Below are 18394 nucleotides of genomic sequence, written 5' to 3' on the forward strand. Positions count from 1 at the left end.
AGAGGCACCCGATGCTGAGACTGGGCGGTCGAGCGTTCACCGACGACCGGATGCTCGTCATGGCGATCGTCAACCGCACCCCCGACTCCTTCTACGACAGGGGAGCGACCTGGCAGGAGGAACGCGCCCTGGACCGGGTGCACCAGGTTGTCGCGGAGGGAGCCGACATCGTCGACATCGGCGGGATCAAGGCCGCGCCCGGCGAGGAGATCGACGCCGCCGAGGAGATCCGCCGCGTCGCCGGCTTCGTCGCCCGGGTCCGCGACGCCTACCCCGATCTGGTGATCAGCGTCGACACCTGGCGCGCCGAGGTCGGCCGCGAGGTGTGCCGGGCCGGGGCCGACCTCCTCAACGACGCGTGGGGCGGCCACGACCCGCGTCTCGCCGAGGTGGCCGCCGAGTTCGACGCCGGAATCGTGTGCACCCACACCGGCGGGGTGCGCCCGCGCACCCGGCCGCACCGCGTCGAGTACGACGACGTGGTGCGCTCCGCGATCGACGACACCGTCGCCCTCGCCGAACGCGCCGTGTCGCTGGGGGTGGACCGCTCCCGCGTCCTCATCGACCCCGCCCACGACTTCGGCAAGACCACCCGGCACTCCCTGGAACTCACCCGGCGGCTCGACGAGATGACCGCGACCGGCTGGCCGGTGCTGGTCTCCCTGTCCAACAAGGACTTCGTCGGCGAGACCCTGGACCTGCCGGTCGACCGGCGGCTGGTGGGCACCCTGGCCGCCACCGCGGTGTGCGCCTGGCACGGCGCCCGCGTCTACCGGGTCCACGAGGTGGTCGAGACCCGCCAGGTGCTCGACATGGTCGGCAGCATCAAGGGACTCCGCGCCCCCGCCCGGGCCGTGCGCGGACTGGCCTAGGAAGACGATCAGGTGATCACAACCGCAGCGGTCTGCCCGCACCCTCCGTTGCTCCTGCGCGAACTCACCGGGCAGCAGGACGCCGCGGCCGGGCTGCGCGACGCGTGCCGCACGGTGCTGGGCCGCGTCCTGCGGCCCCCCGTCGAACACGTCGCCGTCGTGGGAGGCGCCCCCGCCGCCCTCGGAACGCGCCGCCCCGACCTGGCGCGCGGGCTCCCGCTGAGCCTGCGCGTGGCGGTGCGCCTGCTGGAGGAGGCCGACTGGACCGGGTCGGTGGAACTGCACCCGGTGGCCGAGGACGCACCGGTCGAGGAGTGCCTGCGGCGAGGACGCGAGTTGGCGGCGGCGCGGCGGCCCACGGCCCTGCTGGTGGCGGGCGACGGCAGCGCGTGCCGCGGCCCCAGGGCGCCCGGCCACCTCGACGCGCGCGCCCACGGCTTCGACGGCGACCTGGTGGACGCCCTGCGCGAGGGCGACCCGGCGCGGCTGGCCGCGCTCGACCCGGAGACGGCCCGCGAACTCATGGTCCAGGGGCGGGCCGCCCTGCAGGTCCTCGCGGGAGCGGCCGCCGAACGGGCCGCCCCGCCCCGCCCCGACGTGGTCTACGCCGACGACCCCTACGGGGTGATGTACGTCGTCGCCGAATGGCGCTGGTGAACCGCGACCGGAAAGGCATGCTGGTGCGAGTCCTGCTCAACGAGACGGCCCCCGACGCGGCGCGGCCCGGCCAACAGGTCGACGACGCGGCGCTGGCGGCGCTGTACGGCTATCCGTCCGACGCCGCGGAGCGGCCGTGGGTGCGCGCGAACTTCGTGGCGACCCTCGACGGCGCGGTCACCGGGGACGACGGCCGCTCCGGATCGATCAACACCGGAGCCGACCGCGCGATCTTCTCCCTGCTGCGCTCCCTGTCCGACGTCGTCCTGGTCGGCGCGGCGACCGTGCGCGCCGAGGAGTACCGGCGGGCCAGGACCGCGCCGCGGTGGAGCGGACTCCGCCGCGCCGACCAGCCGCCGCACCCCGTGGTCGCGGTGGTCAGCCGCTCGGCGAACCTGCCGTCCTCGATCCTGGAGTCCCGCGCCGACGCGGGCGACGCGCTGCTGCTCACCTGCCGCGCCGCCGGGAGCGCAGCGCTCGACCGCGCCCGGCGCGCACTCGGCGACGAACGGGTCGTCGTGCTCGGCGAGGACGGCGTGGCCCCCGACGCCGCGCTGAAGGCGCTCACCGGACGGGGCCTGTGCCGCGTCCTGTGCGAGGGCGGCCCGCACCTGCTGCACGACCTGGTCGCCGCCGACCTGCTGGACGAGCTGTGCCTGACCCTGGCCCCGCGTCTCGTCGCAGGCGACCACCTGCGCATGCTCGCCGGAACCCCCCTGGACCGGCCCTTCCTGCCCCGCCTGCTCGTGGAGTCGGAGGGCACCCTGGCGGGCCGCTGGCAACGCCGACGGTCCTGACCTTGAAACCTGCGTCCACGCGGGTGGGGTCCGTGGTGCCGGACTGCCTCCCCAGTGCGGGGAGGTGGGGCGCGGGCGGGCGTGTCCTGCAACGCTTCTCGCCCACCCCGCGGGGTTGAGGTCGCAAGACCCCCTGGGGTGGAGGCCACCTGGAACTTTCTCCGTGGCCCCGGGGTTTCACGACCCCCGGGGCCACGGAGGTGACCGCGGACCTTTCCGGGGCAGGAGGGCTCGGGTGCCGGACGGCACGCCGTGCTCACCTGACGGGTGTGTCCGTTCACTTTGGGTGAGAATCGGAGGCGGGGACGTTTCCGCAGATTCGGGAGGGGAGGACCGTGGCCACACCGGCCCGCAGCCACGACGACCGGGTCCGGGAGGCGCTGCCGCCCGCGCTCCGGCCGCGGCTGACCCGGGCCACACCGCTGCCCAGCGGGTTCTCCCTCGCCAACCGGCCCGTCTCACCCGAGGAGCGGGCCACCCTGGACGTGCTGCACGCCCGGCTGCGCGACCGGCCCGAGAGCACCCGCCGCGCCTACGTCTCCGACTGGCGGCGCTGGTGGGCCTGGTGCGTCCGCAACGACCGCCCACCGCTGCCCGCCAGCCCCGCCGACCTCGCCGTCTACCTGGCCACCGCCCACCTGACCGATCCCGCCACCGGCCGTCCGGCGGTGTCGGCCGCCACCATCGACCGGTGGAGCGCGGTCATCGCCGTCGTGCACACCGCCCACGGACTGCCCAACCCCACCACCCACCCCGCGCTCACCGAACTGCTGCGGCTGGTCCGCAGCGCCCGCCCCGGCCGCAAGCTCATCTCCCGCCCCCTCACCCAGGACGAGTACCGCCGTCTGCTGGAGGCCCTGCCCGCCGACTCCTGGCCCGAGGCCGTCACCCGCCGCCGCGACCGCCTCGTGCTCACCCTCGCCCGGGGCACCGGACTGGGCCCCGACCCGCTGCTGAACCTGCCCTTGGCCGCCGTCCGCCAGGAGTCCGCGCCCGCGCTGCGCGTCGACACCGGACGCGACGCGCTGCTCCTCGCCCCCGCCGACACGCCCCTGGAGTGCGCGGTGTGCGCGTTCGTCCAGTGGCGCGAGATCCTCGACATCGCCGACAGGGGCGGCTTCACGGCGCTGGAGAAGGAGTTCGCCGCGCTGCCCTCCCACAGCCTCGGCGACACGGAGCACACCTGCGCGGTGCTGACCGCCCCCGACCGCGGCTCCGCCGCGCCGCTGGTGCGCCGCCTGCGCCGCGGTGGAGCCATCGGCCCCACCCGGCCCCGGGCGCGCGCCGTCAACAACCTGGTGCACGCCTACGCCGAACGCGTCGGGCTGCCCACCCGGGGCCTGTCGGCGTTCTCCCTGCGCACCGACACCCCGCACTGACCCCGCGCCGACGTCCGGCCCCCGTTTCCCCGGGACACCACGGGGTAGCCGCCGGTGCACTCCGCTGCACACCACCCGACGCGACCTCGGCCCGCCGTCGCCCGGGGGGCGGAAGCGGCCGAGAGAGGGGAAGGACGACGTATGAACAGGATGACCGTCGCCGTGGCCACAGCGGCCGCGGCGGCCGGCGGTGCCGCGGTGTGGTATCGGCTGCGTACCCGCGCCGAACACGGCGTCGCGCACCACTCCGCCACGGTCCTGACGGACCTGGACGAGACCCTGGCCGCGTGGCGCGAACCCGGCCGGGTACCCGGACTGCTCGCCGAGGCCACACCCACCACCGACGAGACCGAACCGGCCGCTCCCGTTCCCGGTGACGGCCAGCTCGCGCTGCGCGTGCTGCTCACTCCCGCTCCGGCGCAGCGGGGCACCGAGATCCGGGTGCGCGCCGAGGGGCCCACGGCCCGCGCCCACTCGGGACGGCTGCGCGAGGACCTGCGGCGCCTCAAGGCGATCCTGGAGTGCGGGGAGGCGCTCACCGTCGAGGGCCAGCCGTCCGCGCGCGGACCGGCGGCCGAACAACTGCAGGAGAGGGTCTACGTGGCGCTGCGCAGAGGAGGGATGGGATGAAGGCGCTGTGCTGGATGGGGGTCAACGACCTGTCCGTCGAGGACGTCCCCGAACCCACGATCCTCAACGACCAGGACGTCATCGTCAAGGTGCGGGCGAGCGCGGTCTGCGGTTCCGACCTGCACCTGATCGACGGCTACATTCCCGCGATGCGGCGCGGCGACATCCTCGGCCACGAGTTCCTCGGAGAGGTGGTCGAGGTCGGCCCAGGGGTGCGGGACCGCAGGGTGGGCGAACGCGTGGTGGTGTGCTCGATCATCTCCTGCGGCCGGTGCCGCTACTGCCGCAGGGGGCTCTTCTCCGCCTGCGACAACGGCAACGCCGAACCCGCCGCCTTCGAGTCGCTCTACGGCTACGCGGGCGCGGGCATCTTCGCCTACTCCCACCTGGTCGGCGGGTACGCGGGCAGCCACGCCGAGTACGTGCGGGTGCCCTTCGCCGACGTCGGCGCGTTCCCGGTACCGGAGGACCTGTCCGACGACGAGGCGGTGTTCGCCTCCGACGGGGTGCCCACCGGGTGGATGGCCGCCGACTTCTGCGACATCGAACCCGGCCACGTCGTGGCGGTGTGGGGCGCCGGGGGAGTGGGGCAGATGGCCGCGGCCGCCGCGAAGCTGCTGGGCGCGGCACGGGTCATCGTCATCGACCGGTTCCCCGACCGCCTGCGGATGGTGGAGCGGGAACTCGGCCTGGAGACGCTCGACTACACCCGGGTCGACGTGCGCGAGGCGCTGCGGGACCTGACGGCCGGGCGGGGCCCGGACGCCTGCATCGAGGCGGTCGGCATGGAGGCGCACGGCAACGGCCCGCAGTACGCCTACGACCGCGTCAAGCAGGCGGCGCGGCTGGAGGACCGGGCCGTGGCGCTGCGCGAGGCGATCCTGTCGTGCGCCAAGGGCGGCGTGGTGTCCGTGGTCGGCGTGTTCGGCAGCTTCGTCGACAAGTTCCCGATGGGCGCGGTGGTCAACAAGGGGCTGACGATCCGCAGCGCCCAGCAGCACGGCCACCGCTACATCCCGATGCTGCTGGAGCGCATGGCGGCGGGCGAGATCCCCACCGCCCACCTGGCCACCCACCCGCTGCCGCTGAGCGACGGCGTGCGCGCCTACGACATGTTCAAACACAAGAAGGACGGCTGCGTGCGCGCCATCCTGCACCCGTGACCGGGCCCGGACGCGGCCGCCGCACGGATGCGGCGGCCGCACCGGGACCCCAAGGGCAAGGGGCACGGCCCGCACCGGGCCGTGCCCTACTCCTTCCTGCCGCGCAGCCGGTAGGACTGGCGCAGCGACCGGGAGATCTCCCTGTGGCCGCGCCGGATCTCGGCGCGCAGCCGCGCGTCGCTGCGCGCGGCGATCCACTCGTTCTCCCGCACCAGCTTGTGGTAGCTGTCCAGGCGGCGTTGCGGCAGGGTGCCGTCGGCGACGGCGGCGAGCACCGCGCAGCCCGGTTCACTCGTGTGGGAGCAGTCGTGGAAGCGGCACTCCTCGGCGAGTTCCCCGATCTCGGGGAAGGCGCGCTGGAGTCCCTCGGCGGCGTCCCACAGCCCCACCCCGCGCAGGCCGGGGGTGTCGATGAGCACGCGGCCGCCGCCCAGCGGCAACAGTTGGCGGCGGACCGTGGTGTGGCGGCCCCTGCCGTCGCGGGCGCGCACCTCACCGGTGGCCATCACGTCGGCGCCCAGCAGGGCGTTGCCGAGGGTGGACTTGCCCGCGCCGGACGGCCCCAGCAGCGCGACCGTCCCGGTGAGCAGCGCGGTGAGCGCGTCGAGACCGTCGCCGGTGACGGCGCTGACCGCGACCACGCCCGCGCCGGGCGCGACGGCGGCCACCTCGGCGACCGCGCTGTCGGGGGCGGGGTGCCGGTCGGCCTTGGTGAGCACGACGACGGGTACGGCGCCGCTCTCCCAGGCCAGCGCGAGCAGCCGCTCGACGCGGGCGAGGTCCACCGGCCCGGTCAGCGGCTCCACCACGGCGACGGTGTCGACGTTGGCGGCCAGCACCTGCCCCTCGGAGCGGGCCGACGCGGTGGAGCGCACGATCGCGCTGCGCCGCGGCAGCAGCGCCTCCAGCACCGGGAGCTCCCCGCTCCTGGGGCGCAGCACACCCCAGTCCCCGGCGCAGACGGTCCGCGCCGGGTCGGGCGAGGTGACGGGGGTGCTGACGGCCCGCGCGGGGCCGTGCTCGGTGACGATGTCGCAGCGGCCGCGGTCCACCCCGGTGACCCGGCAGGGCAGCAGTCCGGCGGCGCGGTGGTCGGCGAAGGCGGCGTCCAGGGAGGCGTCCCAGCCGTAGGCGGCGAGCGGGCCGGAGGCGGACGGCGAAGAGGTGAGTTCGGAAGACAACGGTGTGCACAACCCTTCGTGTGAAGGGACCCCGGCGCACCCGAGGCACCACGGGAGAACCCGTGCGAGGACGGGCGGGTGCTCAGGCGGGAGAGAAGAAGGAGAGAGGAGTCAGCCGAGGTCCCGGGAGATGAGGACGGACCGAACGCTGCGCACGGCAGCGGCGACTACCGCGACGGCCATCGACTCACCTCCTCTTCGGGTTCCGCGCCCACTCTACAGCGGTATCCCTGGTCCCGGCAGCCTCTTTTTCCGGGGCTGCCGGGCGGCGACGCGCCCGCAGGCGGGTCTGGAGCAGGAGGCCGACCAGGACCGGCACTGCGGCCACGAGGACCTGCGCCAGGACGACGGCGGGACCGGTCGGCAGCGCGAGTCCCACCAGGGCGGGAGGCAGGGCGCCTCCCGCGGTCCCGAAGACCCGGTCGGACTCCCGCACCGGCCGCGCCGCCAACTCCCGGTCGGCCAGGCGGCGGGCGGTCTCGTTGACCTCGGGGCGGGGCCGGGCATGGGGCCAACCCCCTCCGCACGCCTGCGGTACCGGGCTTTTCGGACCGCGTGCGGCCACGGCCCACGGGGTCAGGAGCGGATCGCGACGTCCTCCAGCAGCGGCAGCCGCCCGACCTGCACGTCGGTGACCGTGCTGCCCGGCGTGACCGGCAGGATCGCGTAGTACTCGCGGGTCTGCCCCGCGCCCAGACGCAGCGCCGACAGGTTGGTGCCGGAGGCGGAACTGCACAGGCACCACGGTTTGGTTCCGCTGTCCAGCGGCGCCACCCGCAGCGGCAGCGACATCTCCCGGGTGTCGGGGTGCAGCAGCGCCACCGCGTACGCGGCGCGGTAGCGGAACTCCATCCAGCCGTCGAAGGCGTAGGCCAGGTCCACCGAGAGCTCCTGCGGCCCGGGGTTGGTGACGGTGTAGCTGAGCAGCGCGGTCTCCGGGGTGAGGGCGCGCAGGTCGGTGAGCGCGACCTCGACCTCGGCGTCGCCGAGGTCGTTGGGACGGCCGCTCACCGCGACCCCGGCGGGGCCGCGGCCGTCCCCGGTGGCCGGGGCCCCGCCGGGGTCGCCGGAGTCCCGGAGGTCCGCCTCCCCGGCGGAACCGGTGCGGTCGACGGTGACGGTGACCCGCCGGTTGCGCTGCCGTCCCTCCTCGGTGCCGTTGTCGGCGATGGGCTGACCGGAGCCGTGCCCGACCGTGGTGAACTCGACGTCGGAGGCGACCGTGTCGGCCAGCGCGTCGCGGACCGCCTCGGCCCGCTCCACCGACAGCGGATTGTTGATCGCGTCGTCGCCGGTGCTGTCGGTGTGCCCCTCGACCAGCACCTCACGCGCCCCCGAGGCGTCGATGCGGGCCGCCGCGTCCTGGAGGGCCTGCGTCGCCTCGTCGGTGAGCGTCGACTCGTTGACCTCGAACAGCACGTCGGTGGACAGGTGGATCTCGGTGGCCTCCGTGCCCTCGACCACGGTCTGCTCCGGGGAGTCGACCACCGACACCAGTTCGGTGGACTCCGGGGCCGCGTCGGGATGGTCGTCCGGGGTCCGGTAGTCCAGCCCTTCGGGCGCGCCGTCGCCGATCGGAACGTCGACGAACGGAAGGGTGAGGCCGGTGACGACGGTCACCGAGGAGACGTCGGCGGGCGGCGCGGCCAGCACCGAGTAGGCCTCCTGGGTCCCGCCGGGGTCCAGGAACGGTCCCGTGTCGTCCTTGGCGCTGCACAGGCAGCTGCGGTCGGGGAGGTGGTAGGGCTTGTGCAGGGCGCGCCCCGACGGGTCGAGCCACGCGATCCCGCTGAAGTGGTTCCACGGGTAGTCGTGGTCGCTGTTGCCGGACTCGCCGAAGGGGTCGGCCAGGTGCGACCACAGCTGCTCGCGCTCCGATCCGTTGTTGGTGAGGGACAGCACGGCAACCATGTGCGCGTCGTCGACCCGGTGCAGCGCCACCGATGCCTCCACATCCGGGGCGACCCAGGCGTTGAGCGGGCGGGAGACCACCGGGGCGCCCGCTTCGTCCGAGGCCGCACCCGGCGCTTCGGAGGCGCCGCCTCCGGACCGGTCGGTGCCTGGGGCGGACACCGGACCGCAGCCGGTGGCCAGCAGCAGGGTCGCCAGCGCGAGACACGCGCCGCCGCGGACGAGACGCTCCTCCTTCCGCGCGCCGGGCGGCGCGGAGAGAACAGGCATGCCTACTCCCTGGAATCGGCTGTTCGCTTTCCGGGTCTTCGATCCGGGAGATGGCCGACCGGTTCGCGCGGGGCCGGGAATCGCCGTGGCCGTGTCCGGCCACATCGCCGCGACAGGGGAGAAATGAGGACACCACCTCTCAAACAGCTCTCGTCACCTGCGAAGATGAAAAAAGCCTCATCTCCGTTTCATGGTGGTCTGAGATGCGCGCAGCAGGGTGGGGAGGCATGAGAGCGATGCGCCGGGGAGCCCTGCTCGCCTGTCTCGCCTTCGCCGCGGTGCTGGCCGCGGCGGCGGCCCTGCTGTGGCTGACGCGGGACGCCGAGCCGCGGACGGAGCCGCCGCGGGAGGTCGTCGTGGGCGAGTCCTCCGCGCCCCGCGTCCCCTCCCCCTCGCCCGAGCCGTCGGTCTCGTCGCCGTCGTCCACGCCCGATCCGACCGCCGACGACGTGGTGAGTCCACCGCCCGCCGTCACCGACGACGATGACGACGACCGGGATGACGACGATGACGACGATGACGACGACCGGGACGGCGACGATGACGACTGACCGTCCCGGGGGCGGACGCCGCTACCGGATGCCCGCCCGGGTGCGGATCATGACGTGGGTCGTCCTGCTCATGGCCGCCGTGCTGGCTCTGGTGAACATCGTCGTGTGGCAGACGCTGGAGACCGAGGTCAGTGAACGGGTCGACCGGGCGCTCGACCAGGAGATGGCGGAGTTCGAGGAGTTCGCCGCCGCCGGGGTCGACCCCCGCACCGGCGAGAGCTTCACCGACCTGGACAGCCTGTTCCGGGTCCACCTGAGCCGCCAGCACCCCGACCGGCACGAGATCATCTTCGGCCACGTCGACCGGGCTCCCGGCGCCACCGTGCCCACCGGCCGCGTCCGCCAGGGGCAGGAGCCGCTGTTCGACGCCTCCGCCGACGCCGACACCCTCGAAGCGGTCCTCACCTCGCCCCACGGCAGGGGATCGGTCCAGACCCCCGAGGGCGGACTGCGGTGGGCCAAACTCCGCGTCGCGCCACCGGACGGCGCGGACGTGCCGGGCGGCTGGTTCGTCGTCGGCTACTTCGTCGACGCCGACCGAGCCGACATACACCGGTTCCTGCGCGTCCTGCTGCTGGTCAGCGCGGTCGGTCTGGTACTGGCCGGAAGCGCCGCCTGGTGGGTGTCCGGACGCATCCTGGCCCCCGTCCGCCTGGTGCGCCAGGCCGCCGCGCAGATCACCGAGGAGGACCTGACCCGCCGCATCGACGTCACCGGCAACGACGACGTCGCCGCGCTCGCCGAGCAGTTCAACGCCATGCTCGACCGGCTGGAGGAGGCGTTCTCCACGCAGCGCCGCTTCGTCGACGACGCCAGCCACGAACTGCGCACCCCCATCACCATCGTGCGCGGCCACCTGGAGCTGATGGGCGACGACCCGGAGGAGCGCCGCGAGGTGGTGCGGCTGGTCACCGACGAACTGGACCGCATGGCGCGCATCGTCGAGGACCTGCTGCTGCTCGCCAAGGCGCAGCGCCCCGACTTCCTGCACTGCGCGAAGGTGTCACTGGCCGAGCTGACCAGCGACATCGACGCCAAGGTGCGGGCGCTGGGCCACCGGGACTGGCGCCTCGACGAGGTCGGTGAGGGCGTCGTGCACCTGGACCCGCAGCGCGTCACGCAGGCCGCGGTGCAGTTGGCCAGCAACGCCGTGCGGCACACCGGTCCCGGCGACACCGTCGTCCTCGGCTCGGCGCTGACCGAGCGGGACGGGGTCCGGACGGCCGAGCTGTGGGTGCGCGACTCCGGCCCCGGAGTCGCTCCCGGCGACCGGGAGCGGATCTTCGAGCGGTTCGCGCGGGGGGAGACGGCGCGCGGCGACCGCCCCGGCGCCGGACTGGGCCTGGCCATCGTGCGGGCCATCGCCGAGGCCCACAACGGCGAGGTGCGGCTGCGCTCCGCCCCGGGCGCCGGGGCGGAGTTCACCCTCATCCTGCCCGCGGACGAAGGGAGCACGTGAGCATGGGACGCATCCTGATCGCCGAGGACGAGGAGCGCATCGCGTCGTTCGTCCGCAAGGGGCTGGGCGCCAACGGGTTCACCAGCACCGTGGTGGACAGCGCGGGCGCGGCCGTCGACTACGCCCTCACCGGCGACTTCGACCTCATGGTCCTCGACCTGGGGTTGCCCGACGCCGACGGCTTCACGGTGCTGCGGCGGCTGCGGGAGGAGGGCTCCACCCTGCCGATCCTCATCCTCACCGCCCGCGACGGGGTGCGCGACACCGTCAACGGGCTGGAGATGGGCGCCGCCGACTACATGACCAAGCCGTTCCGTTTCGAGGAGCTGCTGGCGCGGATCCGGCTGCGGATGCGCGCCGAGCGCAGCGTGGAGTCGACCGTGCTGCGCGTCGGGGACCTCGCCCTGGACCTGCGCACCCGCCGCGCCTCCACCGACAGCGCCACCGTGGACCTGACTGCCCGCGAGTTCGCCCTGCTGGAGCTGTTCCTGCGGCACCACGACCAGGTGCTGTCGCGCCAGCAGATCCTCTCCCACGTGTGGGGCTACGACTACGACCCCGGGTCCAACGTGGTCGACGTCTTCGTCCGGGCGCTGCGCAGGAAGATCGGCGCCCACCGCATCGAGACCGTCCGGGGGATGGGTTACCGGCTCGGATGAGGAATTCCTCATCCGGCGCTCACGGCGGGCTCACCGTCGCCCACCACCATCGGTGGCATGAACATCTGGTGTGCTCTCGCTGTCGACCTGGTGGCCGTCGCCGTTCTCGGACACCTCCTGTACTTCCGTCGGCACGGCCGCCGCGACCTGCTGTTCGCCTACACCGCGCTGAACGTCGGGGTCTTCGCGGCCGTGGCGGTGCTGCTGGCGGCCGGTGTCGGGCTCGCGGTGGGCTTCGGGCTCTTCGGGGTGCTGTCGATCATCCGGCTGCGGTCGGACTCCGTCACCCAGACCGAGGTCGCCTACTACTTCACCGCGATCGCGCTGGGCCTGGTGAACTCGACGGCCAAGGACGCGCCCCTGCTGCTGCTCGGACTCGACGCGGTGCTGCTCGTCGTGGTGTTCGCCGCCGACCATCCCCGGCTGCTGCCGCGGACGTGCAGGCGGACGGTCACCCTGGACGTGGTGCACCGCAGTCCGGACATGCTCCGCGCCGACCTGGAGACGCGGCTGGGCGGCACGGTCTGCGCGCTCACCGTCGTCGAGGTGGACTACGTCCGCGACCTCATGGTCGTCGACGTGCGGTTCCGCGCCTCGGAGCGGTCCGGGGCCGAGGCCGTGCGCGGGGGCTCGGCCGGGGCGGGGCGGCGGTGACCGCGCCCGCGGTCGCGGCGGCGCTGCGCCCGGTGTCGCTGGAGGAGGTCAACGCCCTGGCGCCGCTGACGCTGCGCTCCTGTCGCAAGTACGTCGTCCCCGCCTCGCTCGTCCCCGTTCTCGTCGACCACCTGGCGCCCGGCTTCGGGGTGCTCGGCGACGGCGGTCGCACGGTGTTCCGCTACTCCTCCACCTACCTGGACACCCCCGACCTGCTGACCTTCCGCCAGCACCGGCAGGGGCGGCGGCGCAGGTTCAAGATCCGCACGCGCAGTTACCTGGACTCGGGGCTGACCATGCTGGAGGTCAAGCTGAAGGGGGCGCGGGGGGTCACGGACAAGCGCCGCACCGTCCACGACGGACGCCCCGGTGAACTGACCCCCGCGGCGGCGCGGTTCCTGCGGGACGTCATGGACGGCTACGGCGCCGAACTGCCCCGGCCGCTGCGGGTGTCGGCGGTGACGGACTACCGGCGTACCACGCTGGTGGCGTTCTCCGGTGCCGAACGCGTCACCTGCGACACCGGCCTGGTGTGCGCGCACGCCGGGCAGACGGCCGCGATGCGTGAGGACCTGGCGCTGCTGGAGGTCAAGACCCGGGGCGGGGTGACCGGCGTCGAGCGCCTGCTGCACCGCCACGGACTGCGCCCGGTGGGGTTCAGCAAGTACGCGGCGGCGGTGGCCGTCGTCAACCCCGGGCTGGGCGGCAACCGGTGGAGCCGTGTGCTGCGCCGCTGCTTCGACCGGCTCTGACTGACTGAGGTTTGACAGCCGGGTTCGCGGCGGATGCGATTCCGCCGCACCCCTGGCGAGGCCGAGGTATTCCACAGAACCCTCCAGAAGCGGGACACCACCGGTTGCCGGTGGCCGGTCGAGGCGCCCTGGGCGCCGAGTCCGGACACGGCCCCGCCTTCCTGTGCCTTCGGAGGCGGTTCCGCTGCCTTCGGAGGCGGTTCCGCGCCACGGCAAACCCGCCTGGGGTGGCCGGTGTCCTTTCGGCTGATCCGCCCGTGGGGGCGTGCCTGGACTCGGCGCCCAGGGCGCCGAGTCCAGGCACGGCCAACCCGTGGGAGCCCGCTCCGGGTGCCGGGGTGGAATGCCCTGCCTTCCCCGGGTTCTTCCGAGAGGAGCCCGCGTCCGCCGCAGAACCCGACACCCACACCTCAGTGAGGCGGTGGTGGTGGTCGACCGTTCGCGGGACGGTTGTCCCGTTTTCGGCTTGGATTAAGGACAGTGTTTCCCAGACTTCTCAGAATTGTTGCGGGAAGGTTGCCGGAGTGGGGTGGTCGGGGTCGCGTGCACGACCCGTGAACCGGGGGACGCCACCCCTCCCGGTGGCTCCGGGGGCGCGGAGGGCGGGGAATCCAGCCCCTCGGAGCTTCTCCGATAGCTGAACGTTAAGTGTTGATTACCCAATTTTGTGGTGATGATTCGGATGTGTGGGGTTTTCCGGTCATCATGGCGCCGGTGGCGCCCGGAGCGGGAAACCGGAAAGAAAACGTGACGGGTTTCACGTTAGTCGGATCCGTTGGCGGCGACCCGAACTTCTGCGCAGGTAGAACCCCTGGTTTCGGTCACTTTCGCAGGTTCTGCTCCCAGGGTTCCCAGACTTCTTCGCGTGACGTGTTTGTGACCTAACAGAGGGGGCATGGCGAGTGACAGGTCCGAATAAGGCGGCCTTGTCCGCTCCGTCGAGTGCGTCCCCCTGTGGGGCCGAAGTGACACGGGTCAACCCACGTGGAGCGCCTTCGGGGACGGTCCTGCCGACACAAGCCTGCGAACAGGAGGTCGATATGACCACCAACAGCACGACGGCACGCCGCCGTAGCCCCGCCCAGCGCCGCGGCGGGTCGGTTCGCCCCCCCGCGCACCAGTCCCGCAACACCGGACAGGCGGAACGGCTGCTGGCCGCGCTGGCGGCCCACCACGGAGACGAGGAGGCCTGCGCGAGGATCCGGGACGAACTGGTACGGCTGTACACGCCCCTGGTACGCCGTGAGGCACGCCGCTACCGCAACCGGGGCGAGCCGATGGACGACCTCTACCAGGTCGGCATGCTCGGCCTGATGAAGGCCATCAAGGGATTCGACCCCTCGTTCGGCAAGCCGTTCGTCGCCTACCTGCTGCCGATGGTGACCGGAGAGCTCAAACGGCACTTCCGCGACACCACCTGGGCGGTCCGGGTGCCACGCGTCCACCAGGAGCGGCGCAGCGAACTCAACCGGGTGATCGCCGAGTTCACCCAGAAGCACGGACGCACCCCGACCACCAGGGAGATCGCCGAGGCGCTGGAACTCGACATGGAGGCCGCCATCGAACTGATCGACGCCTCCTCCGCCTACAGCGCCCTCTCCCTCGACATGCCCTTCGGCGAGGCCGACGACGAGTCCGCCCTCGGCGACACCCTGGGATCGGCCGACGGCGACCTGGAGAACGTGGTCGACCGCACCTCGCTCAAGGACGCCCTCGACCACCTGCCCGAACGCGAACGCCGCGTCATCCTGCTGCGGTTCTTCGGCAACAAGACCCAGAGCGAGATCGCGGCCGACGTGGGCCTGTCCCAGATGCACGTCTCCCGCCTGCTGTCGCAGACCCTTCGGCAGTTGCGCCGTGAACTCCTCTCCTGAACCACCGCCCGGTTCCGGCGCCGTCGGCGTCCGGCCGCCGCGACACCGACGGAGGAACCACCGCGGCAGAGACTGTCCACCGTGAGGGGCGCCCGGAACCCGGGCGCCCCTCACACGCTCCCGACCCGCCTCGGACGGTCGGGATCCGCCTTCCCCGCGCTCCGGCCACCCGCCGAAGCCGCGGGCCCGCTCCGAGCGCCGTTCGGCCGGTGGATATCGTGACGTCCGACCGGACGGTCCAGGAGGGCCGGACACGGCGATTCGGACGGACTGTCGAGGGGGCGAGCATGCCGGACCTTCCCCGGCCGGTGGCCGAGGCGCTCACGCGGGAACCGGTCAGGGGGCGCACAGAGGTCGCGGGCCGCGGCATCTCCTGGCTCTCCTGGGGCCGACCGGGGAGGCGGCCGCTGGTCTTCGTCCACGGCGGCGCCGCCCACGCGTGGTGGTGGAGCTTCACCGCCCCGCTGTTCGCCGACACCCACCACGTGGTCGCCCTCGACCTGTCCGGCCACGGCGACAGCGACCGGCGCGACGCGTACCTCTTCACCACCTGGGCCACCGAGGTGCTGTCCGTGGCGCGGGCCCAGCCCTCCGACGCCAGGCCGATCCTCGTCGGCCACTCGATGGGCGGCATGGTGGCGATGTTCGCCGCCCAGCGCTCCAGTGCCGACCTCGCCGCGGTGGTCGCGGTCGACGCGCCGCTGCGCAGACCGGTCAACGGTGTCAACGCCGCCTACGCCCGGCACAGGTCGTATCCCAGCCGGGAGGAGGCGACCGCGCGCTTCCGGCCGCTGCCGAAGCAGCCGACGGCGCAGCCGCGGCTGGTGCGGCACGTCGCCGAGCACAGCGTCACCGACACCGGGTCGGGCTGGACCTTCAAGTTCGACCTGCGGATGTTCGCCCGGGGGCAGGCGGACCGCCCCGACGACCTCGGCGCGGGAATGCCGCTGGTGCGCTGCCCGTTCGGGGTGGTCGTCGGTGAGCTGGGGGTTGTCCCCCCGGAGGAACGGGAGCGCCTGGCGGCGTTCACGAGGGGCGACGCGACCCGACCGCCCTCCTCCTACGTCGAGATCACCGGCGGCCACCATCACCTGATGTTCGACCGCCCACTCGAACTGGTCGGCGCCCTCAGGCGGCTGGTCGCGGCCGTCGACCCCGAGGCGGGGGAGTAGGCGCCGCCGGGACGCGCGTCAGGGGATCTCGCGACGGCGGCGGGCACGGGCGAACGTCGCCGGGGCGCCGTGCCGGGCGATGCGGACGGTGAAGGCGACCCCCGCGACGGCGATGGCGACCGGCACCGCCAGGATCACGACGAGCGCCACGAGTTCCGGAATTCCGAGTGCTCCCATGCCCCCATCCTAGAAGCGTCCCCCGAACGCCGTCACCGTCCCCGGGGCCGGTGTTCCACATCTCCTGGGAACCTCTTCCCCCAGCCTCCCGGCACCGGCTCACAGATACCCGAGCCTGCTCAGCTCCGGCCGCGCCGTGCTCAGCACGTCGGCGCGCTGCTGGGAGTCCAGCCTGCTCCGCCACGACCCGGTCCCGTCGTCACCCGTACTCACCAGCTCCACCGACGACACGCGCGCGCCCACGAACTCCGACAGCCGCTTCGCGGTCTCGATCTCCGTGCCGGGAATCTCCTCGTAGCGCAGCGTCATCAGTTGCTCCCCCGACAGCTCGGCGCGCAGCCGCGCCGACAGCCGCACCGCGCTGCGCCACCGCAGCGCGCACTTGCCCGCCAGCGACAGGTTCGGATAGTTCTCCCGCTCCTCCTCCGTCTCCACCCCGAAGAACGGGTGGGGGAACTCCTCGTCCAGGTTGGCCATCCCCGGCTTGAACCAGGCGAGCTGGTCCTCGTCGTCGAGCATGTCCGCCACCACGTCCCGACCGTCCCTGATGACCTGGACGAACGCGGCGTCACCAAAGGCCCGCGCCAGCGCGGTGGCGCTGTAGAGCAGGTCCGGTCCGGCGTCGCCGTAGCGGACGGCCTCGGCCGCGTGCCGACACGGCTCCACCGCCTCGCGGATCGGCACCGACACCCCGCGGCAGCGCGGACAGGTGGCCGGGGTGAGCACCCAGGACTCGGCGAGGGCGTCGCGCAGCAGCACCGCCGTGCCCGACTCCTTGGTGTGCACCATCGACGGCTGCCGGGCCACGGCGTGCACTGCGTCGAGCACGCTCGGGTGGCCGCCGCCGATGTGGAAGCCGGGGACGCGGCGCAGCGCGCGGGCGACGAGACCGACTCCCGAGTGCGGTGCGCCCAGCACGAAGACGGGACGGCGGATCTTCGTCCCGTTGACCACGAGGATGTGCGGCGGCTGTTTCATGTGTGGTCTGATTTTGTCATGTTTGTGGGACTTGCTGCGGAAGCGGGCGGCGTCCGGAGAGTCACCGTGCCTCTCACGGGATGCCCCGGTCCCCAGACCGGGGAGGAAGCCGGTCTTCCGCGTGGCGCGGCAGGCGAGCCGATTCGCCCGGCGGCGAACCGGAGTCGTCCGGTGCGGTCTCCAGCAGGTGGACGGTCTCGGAGTTGAGTGACCTGCGGTCGCGCCCGGCCTGGTCGGACAGGCGTGCGTACAGGTCGGCGAGCAGGCGGAGCGCGATGCGCTTGTTGTCGTCCATGACTCCATCAACCCCGGGGGTAAGGCCACCTGAAACGGAAGCAGCCGGGGAACAGGGACGGAGACGTCACCGCGCCGTTTAGGGTGGGGGGCAACCGTGCCGGACGACCGTCGAATCCGGTTCTTCCCGCGTTCGGCGGCCGAGGTCCCTGGACCGTGCGGTCCACTCGACGAGGAGGGGGAGGCCGTGGCCGCCACCGCGAACATCACCGACGTCGGAGCCTGGCTCGCCGAATGCGAGAGTGCGACGGTGCTGACCGGAGCGGGCGTCTCCACCGCGTCGGGCATCCCCGACTTCCGGGGGCCGCAGGGCGTGTGGACGAAGAATCCGGCGGCCGCCGCGATGTTCGACATCGACATCTACCGTTCCGACGTCAACGTGCGGCGCGAGGTGTGGCGGATGCGCCGCGACAGCCCCGCGCTCACCGCCGAACCCAACGACGCCCACCGGGCGCTGGTCGACCTGGACCGCGCGGGACGGCTGCGCGCCGTCATCACCCAGAACATCGACGGCCTGCACCAGAAGGCCGGAATGGACCCCGACCACGTCATCGAGGTGCACGGCACCATCCACCAGGTGGAGTGCCTGGCCTGCGGGCGGCGCACCCCCACCCCCGAGGTGCTGGCCCGCCTGGAGGAGGAGTCCGACCCGCACTGCCGGATCTGCGGCGGCATCCAGAAGACCGCCACCATCTCCTTCGGGCAGCGCCTCGACCCCGACGTCCTGGACGCCGCCGTCGCCGCCGCCGAGGACTGCGACCTGTTCGTGGCGGTCGGCACCTCGCTGTCGGTGCACCCGGTGGCGGGCCTCGTCGACGTGGCCGGATCGCACGGCGCGCGACTGGTGATCATCAACGCCGAACCCACCCCCTACGACGACGTCGCCGACGCGCTCATCCGCGACTCCGTCGACACCGTCCTGCCGGAACTGGCGAAGCTCGCGCTCCAGCCGCGCTGAGAGCGG

At 73.1% G+C, this 18394-nt stretch carries 20 protein-coding genes; 14 read left to right on the top strand and 6 right to left on the bottom strand.

Annotation, left to right across the window (positions count from 1 at the left end; all coding sequences use genetic code 11):
* Positions 1 to 11: 11 nt before the first annotated feature.
* The 6 genes from folP to NI17_RS04225 all read left to right on the top strand — a co-directional run bounded on the left by folP (position 12) and on the right by NI17_RS04225 (position 5498).
* The gene (gene folP, locus NI17_RS04200) at positions 12 to 872 is read left to right on the top strand and encodes a dihydropteroate synthase (RefSeq protein ID WP_068689243.1); all 861 of its coding nucleotides are present in this window, start codon (positions 12 to 14) and stop codon (positions 870 to 872) included.
* Between the two features lie 12 nt (positions 873 to 884).
* Positions 885 to 1529: a class III extradiol ring-cleavage dioxygenase family protein gene (locus NI17_RS04205; RefSeq protein ID WP_068689242.1), complete on the top strand. Its 645-nt coding sequence runs from the start codon at positions 885 to 887 to the stop codon at positions 1527 to 1529.
* A 17-nt stretch (positions 1530 to 1546) separates the two neighbouring features.
* A complete protein-coding gene (locus NI17_RS04210) occupies positions 1547 to 2326 on the top strand; it encodes a pyrimidine reductase family protein (RefSeq protein ID WP_341721514.1) in 780 nt (259 codons plus the stop codon).
* Positions 2327 to 2661: 335 nt separating this feature from the next.
* Positions 2662 to 3705, top strand: a complete 1044-nt coding sequence (locus NI17_RS04215) for a site-specific integrase (RefSeq protein ID WP_119267513.1) — start codon at positions 2662 to 2664, stop codon at positions 3703 to 3705.
* A gap of 141 nt (positions 3706 to 3846) precedes the next feature.
* Entirely contained in the window at positions 3847 to 4335 is a 489-nt protein-coding gene (locus NI17_RS04220) for a hypothetical protein (RefSeq protein WP_068689239.1), read from the top strand.
* Positions 4332 to 5498 carry a zinc-dependent alcohol dehydrogenase gene (locus NI17_RS04225; RefSeq protein WP_068689237.1) on the top strand — a complete coding sequence of 389 codons (1167 nt, stop codon included), beginning with the start codon at positions 4332 to 4334 and terminating at the stop codon, positions 5496 to 5498. Before NI17_RS04220 ends, NI17_RS04225 begins: the two co-directional genes overlap by 4 nt.
* An 86-nt stretch (positions 5499 to 5584) precedes the next feature.
* Here NI17_RS04225 and rsgA read toward each other — a convergent pair whose 3' ends face one another.
* From rsgA to NI17_RS04240, 3 genes are all read right to left on the bottom strand, one after another.
* Positions 5585 to 6679 carry a ribosome small subunit-dependent GTPase A gene (gene rsgA / locus NI17_RS04230; protein WP_084012474.1) on the bottom strand — a complete coding sequence of 365 codons (1095 nt, stop codon included), beginning with the start codon at positions 6677 to 6679 and terminating at the stop codon, positions 5585 to 5587.
* 187 nt (positions 6680 to 6866) lie between these two features.
* Positions 6867 to 7244, bottom strand: coding sequence for a hypothetical protein (locus NI17_RS04235; RefSeq protein WP_147416837.1), 378 nt, complete (start codon positions 7242 to 7244; stop codon positions 6867 to 6869).
* 11 nt (positions 7245 to 7255) lie between these two features.
* Positions 7256 to 8860: an OmpA family protein gene (locus tag NI17_RS04240; protein WP_068689231.1), complete on the bottom strand. Its 1605-nt coding sequence runs from the start codon at positions 8858 to 8860 to the stop codon at positions 7256 to 7258.
* Between the two features lie 227 nt (positions 8861 to 9087).
* On the opposite strand from NI17_RS04240, the gene NI17_RS04245 reads away from it, so the two are divergent.
* The 7 genes from NI17_RS04245 (at position 9088) to NI17_RS04275 (ending at position 15981) form a co-directional block, all read left to right on the top strand.
* The gene (locus NI17_RS04245; protein ID WP_068689229.1) at positions 9088 to 9411 is read left to right on the top strand and encodes a hypothetical protein; all 324 of its coding nucleotides are present in this window, start codon (positions 9088 to 9090) and stop codon (positions 9409 to 9411) included.
* Entirely contained in the window at positions 9377 to 10870 is a 1494-nt protein-coding gene (locus tag NI17_RS04250) for a sensor histidine kinase (RefSeq protein WP_369974919.1), read from the top strand. Before NI17_RS04245 ends, NI17_RS04250 begins: the two co-directional genes overlap by 35 nt.
* Before the next feature lie 2 nt (positions 10871 to 10872).
* Entirely contained in the window at positions 10873 to 11529 is a 657-nt protein-coding gene (locus NI17_RS04255; RefSeq protein ID WP_068689227.1) for a response regulator transcription factor, read from the top strand.
* A gap of 57 nt (positions 11530 to 11586) precedes the next feature.
* On the top strand, positions 11587 to 12183 hold the full coding sequence (locus NI17_RS04260; RefSeq protein ID WP_068689225.1) for a DUF4956 domain-containing protein: 597 nt from the start codon (positions 11587 to 11589) through the stop codon (positions 12181 to 12183).
* Positions 12180 to 12935: a polyphosphate polymerase domain-containing protein gene (locus tag NI17_RS04265; protein ID WP_068689223.1), complete on the top strand. Its 756-nt coding sequence runs from the start codon at positions 12180 to 12182 to the stop codon at positions 12933 to 12935. The genes NI17_RS04260 and NI17_RS04265 overlap by 4 nt, the downstream gene beginning before the upstream one ends.
* 1040 nt (positions 12936 to 13975) lie before the next feature.
* A complete protein-coding gene (locus tag NI17_RS04270) occupies positions 13976 to 14809 on the top strand; it encodes an RNA polymerase sigma factor SigF (RefSeq protein ID WP_324609950.1) in 834 nt (277 codons plus the stop codon).
* A 287-nt stretch (positions 14810 to 15096) separates the two neighbouring features.
* Positions 15097 to 15981 (top strand): alpha/beta fold hydrolase, encoded by an 885-nt coding sequence (locus tag NI17_RS04275; RefSeq protein ID WP_119267561.1) that lies wholly within the window; start codon positions 15097 to 15099, stop codon positions 15979 to 15981.
* A gap of 18 nt (positions 15982 to 15999) precedes the next feature.
* Here NI17_RS04275 and NI17_RS04280 read toward each other — a convergent pair whose 3' ends face one another.
* The 3 genes from NI17_RS04280 to NI17_RS04290 form a co-directional block, all read right to left on the bottom strand.
* On the bottom strand, positions 16000 to 16158 hold the full coding sequence (locus NI17_RS04280) for a hypothetical protein (RefSeq protein ID WP_170163001.1): 159 nt from the start codon (positions 16156 to 16158) through the stop codon (positions 16000 to 16002).
* A 99-nt stretch (positions 16159 to 16257) separates the two neighbouring features.
* Positions 16258 to 17136: a sulfotransferase gene (locus NI17_RS04285; protein WP_068689221.1), complete on the bottom strand. Its 879-nt coding sequence runs from the start codon at positions 17134 to 17136 to the stop codon at positions 16258 to 16260.
* Positions 17137 to 17209: 73 nt separating this feature from the next.
* Positions 17210 to 17431, bottom strand: coding sequence for a hypothetical protein (locus tag NI17_RS04290; protein WP_211329425.1), 222 nt, complete (start codon positions 17429 to 17431; stop codon positions 17210 to 17212).
* 186 nt (positions 17432 to 17617) lie between these two features.
* Between NI17_RS04290 and NI17_RS04295 the strand changes: the two genes are divergently transcribed.
* Complete coding sequence (locus tag NI17_RS04295; protein WP_068689783.1) at positions 17618 to 18388, top strand: SIR2 family NAD-dependent protein deacylase; 771 nt, start codon at positions 17618 to 17620, stop codon at positions 18386 to 18388.
* The last annotated feature ends 6 nt before the right edge of the window (positions 18389 to 18394 follow it).

This window comes from Thermobifida halotolerans (assembly GCF_003574835.2).
GTDB classification, from domain to species: Bacteria; Actinomycetota; Actinomycetes; order Streptosporangiales; family Streptosporangiaceae; genus Thermobifida; species Thermobifida halotolerans.

Excerpts from the sequence above, each read along its gene's own strand:
- NI17_RS04270 (WP_324609950.1), top strand. The coding sequence starts at position 13,976 with ATGACCACCAACAGCACGACGGCACGCCGCCGTAGCCCCGCCCAGCGC.
- NI17_RS04225 (WP_068689237.1), top strand. The coding sequence starts at position 4,332 with ATGAAGGCGCTGTGCTGGATGGGGGTCAACGACCTGTCCGTCGAGGAC.
- NI17_RS04290 (WP_211329425.1), bottom strand. The coding sequence starts at position 17,431 with ATGGACGACAACAAGCGCATCGCGCTCCGCCTGCTCGCCGACCTGTAC.
- NI17_RS04280 (WP_170163001.1), bottom strand. The coding sequence starts at position 16,158 with ATGGGAGCACTCGGAATTCCGGAACTCGTGGCGCTCGTCGTGATCCTG.
- folP (WP_068689243.1), top strand. The coding sequence starts at position 12 with ATGCTGAGACTGGGCGGTCGAGCGTTCACCGACGACCGGATGCTCGTC.
- NI17_RS04220 (WP_068689239.1), top strand. The coding sequence starts at position 3,847 with ATGAACAGGATGACCGTCGCCGTGGCCACAGCGGCCGCGGCGGCCGGC.
- NI17_RS04250 (WP_369974919.1), top strand. The coding sequence starts at position 9,377 with ATGACGACGACCGGGACGGCGACGATGACGACTGACCGTCCCGGGGGC.
- NI17_RS04275 (WP_119267561.1), top strand. The coding sequence starts at position 15,097 with ATGCCGGACCTTCCCCGGCCGGTGGCCGAGGCGCTCACGCGGGAACCG.
- NI17_RS04255 (WP_068689227.1), top strand. The coding sequence starts at position 10,873 with ATGGGACGCATCCTGATCGCCGAGGACGAGGAGCGCATCGCGTCGTTC.
- NI17_RS04285 (WP_068689221.1), bottom strand. The coding sequence starts at position 17,136 with ATGAAACAGCCGCCGCACATCCTCGTGGTCAACGGGACGAAGATCCGC.
- NI17_RS04240 (WP_068689231.1), bottom strand. The coding sequence starts at position 8,860 with ATGCCTGTTCTCTCCGCGCCGCCCGGCGCGCGGAAGGAGGAGCGTCTC.
- NI17_RS04260 (WP_068689225.1), top strand. The coding sequence starts at position 11,587 with ATGAACATCTGGTGTGCTCTCGCTGTCGACCTGGTGGCCGTCGCCGTT.
- NI17_RS04210 (WP_341721514.1), top strand. The coding sequence starts at position 1,547 with ATGCTGGTGCGAGTCCTGCTCAACGAGACGGCCCCCGACGCGGCGCGG.
- NI17_RS04245 (WP_068689229.1), top strand. The coding sequence starts at position 9,088 with ATGAGAGCGATGCGCCGGGGAGCCCTGCTCGCCTGTCTCGCCTTCGCC.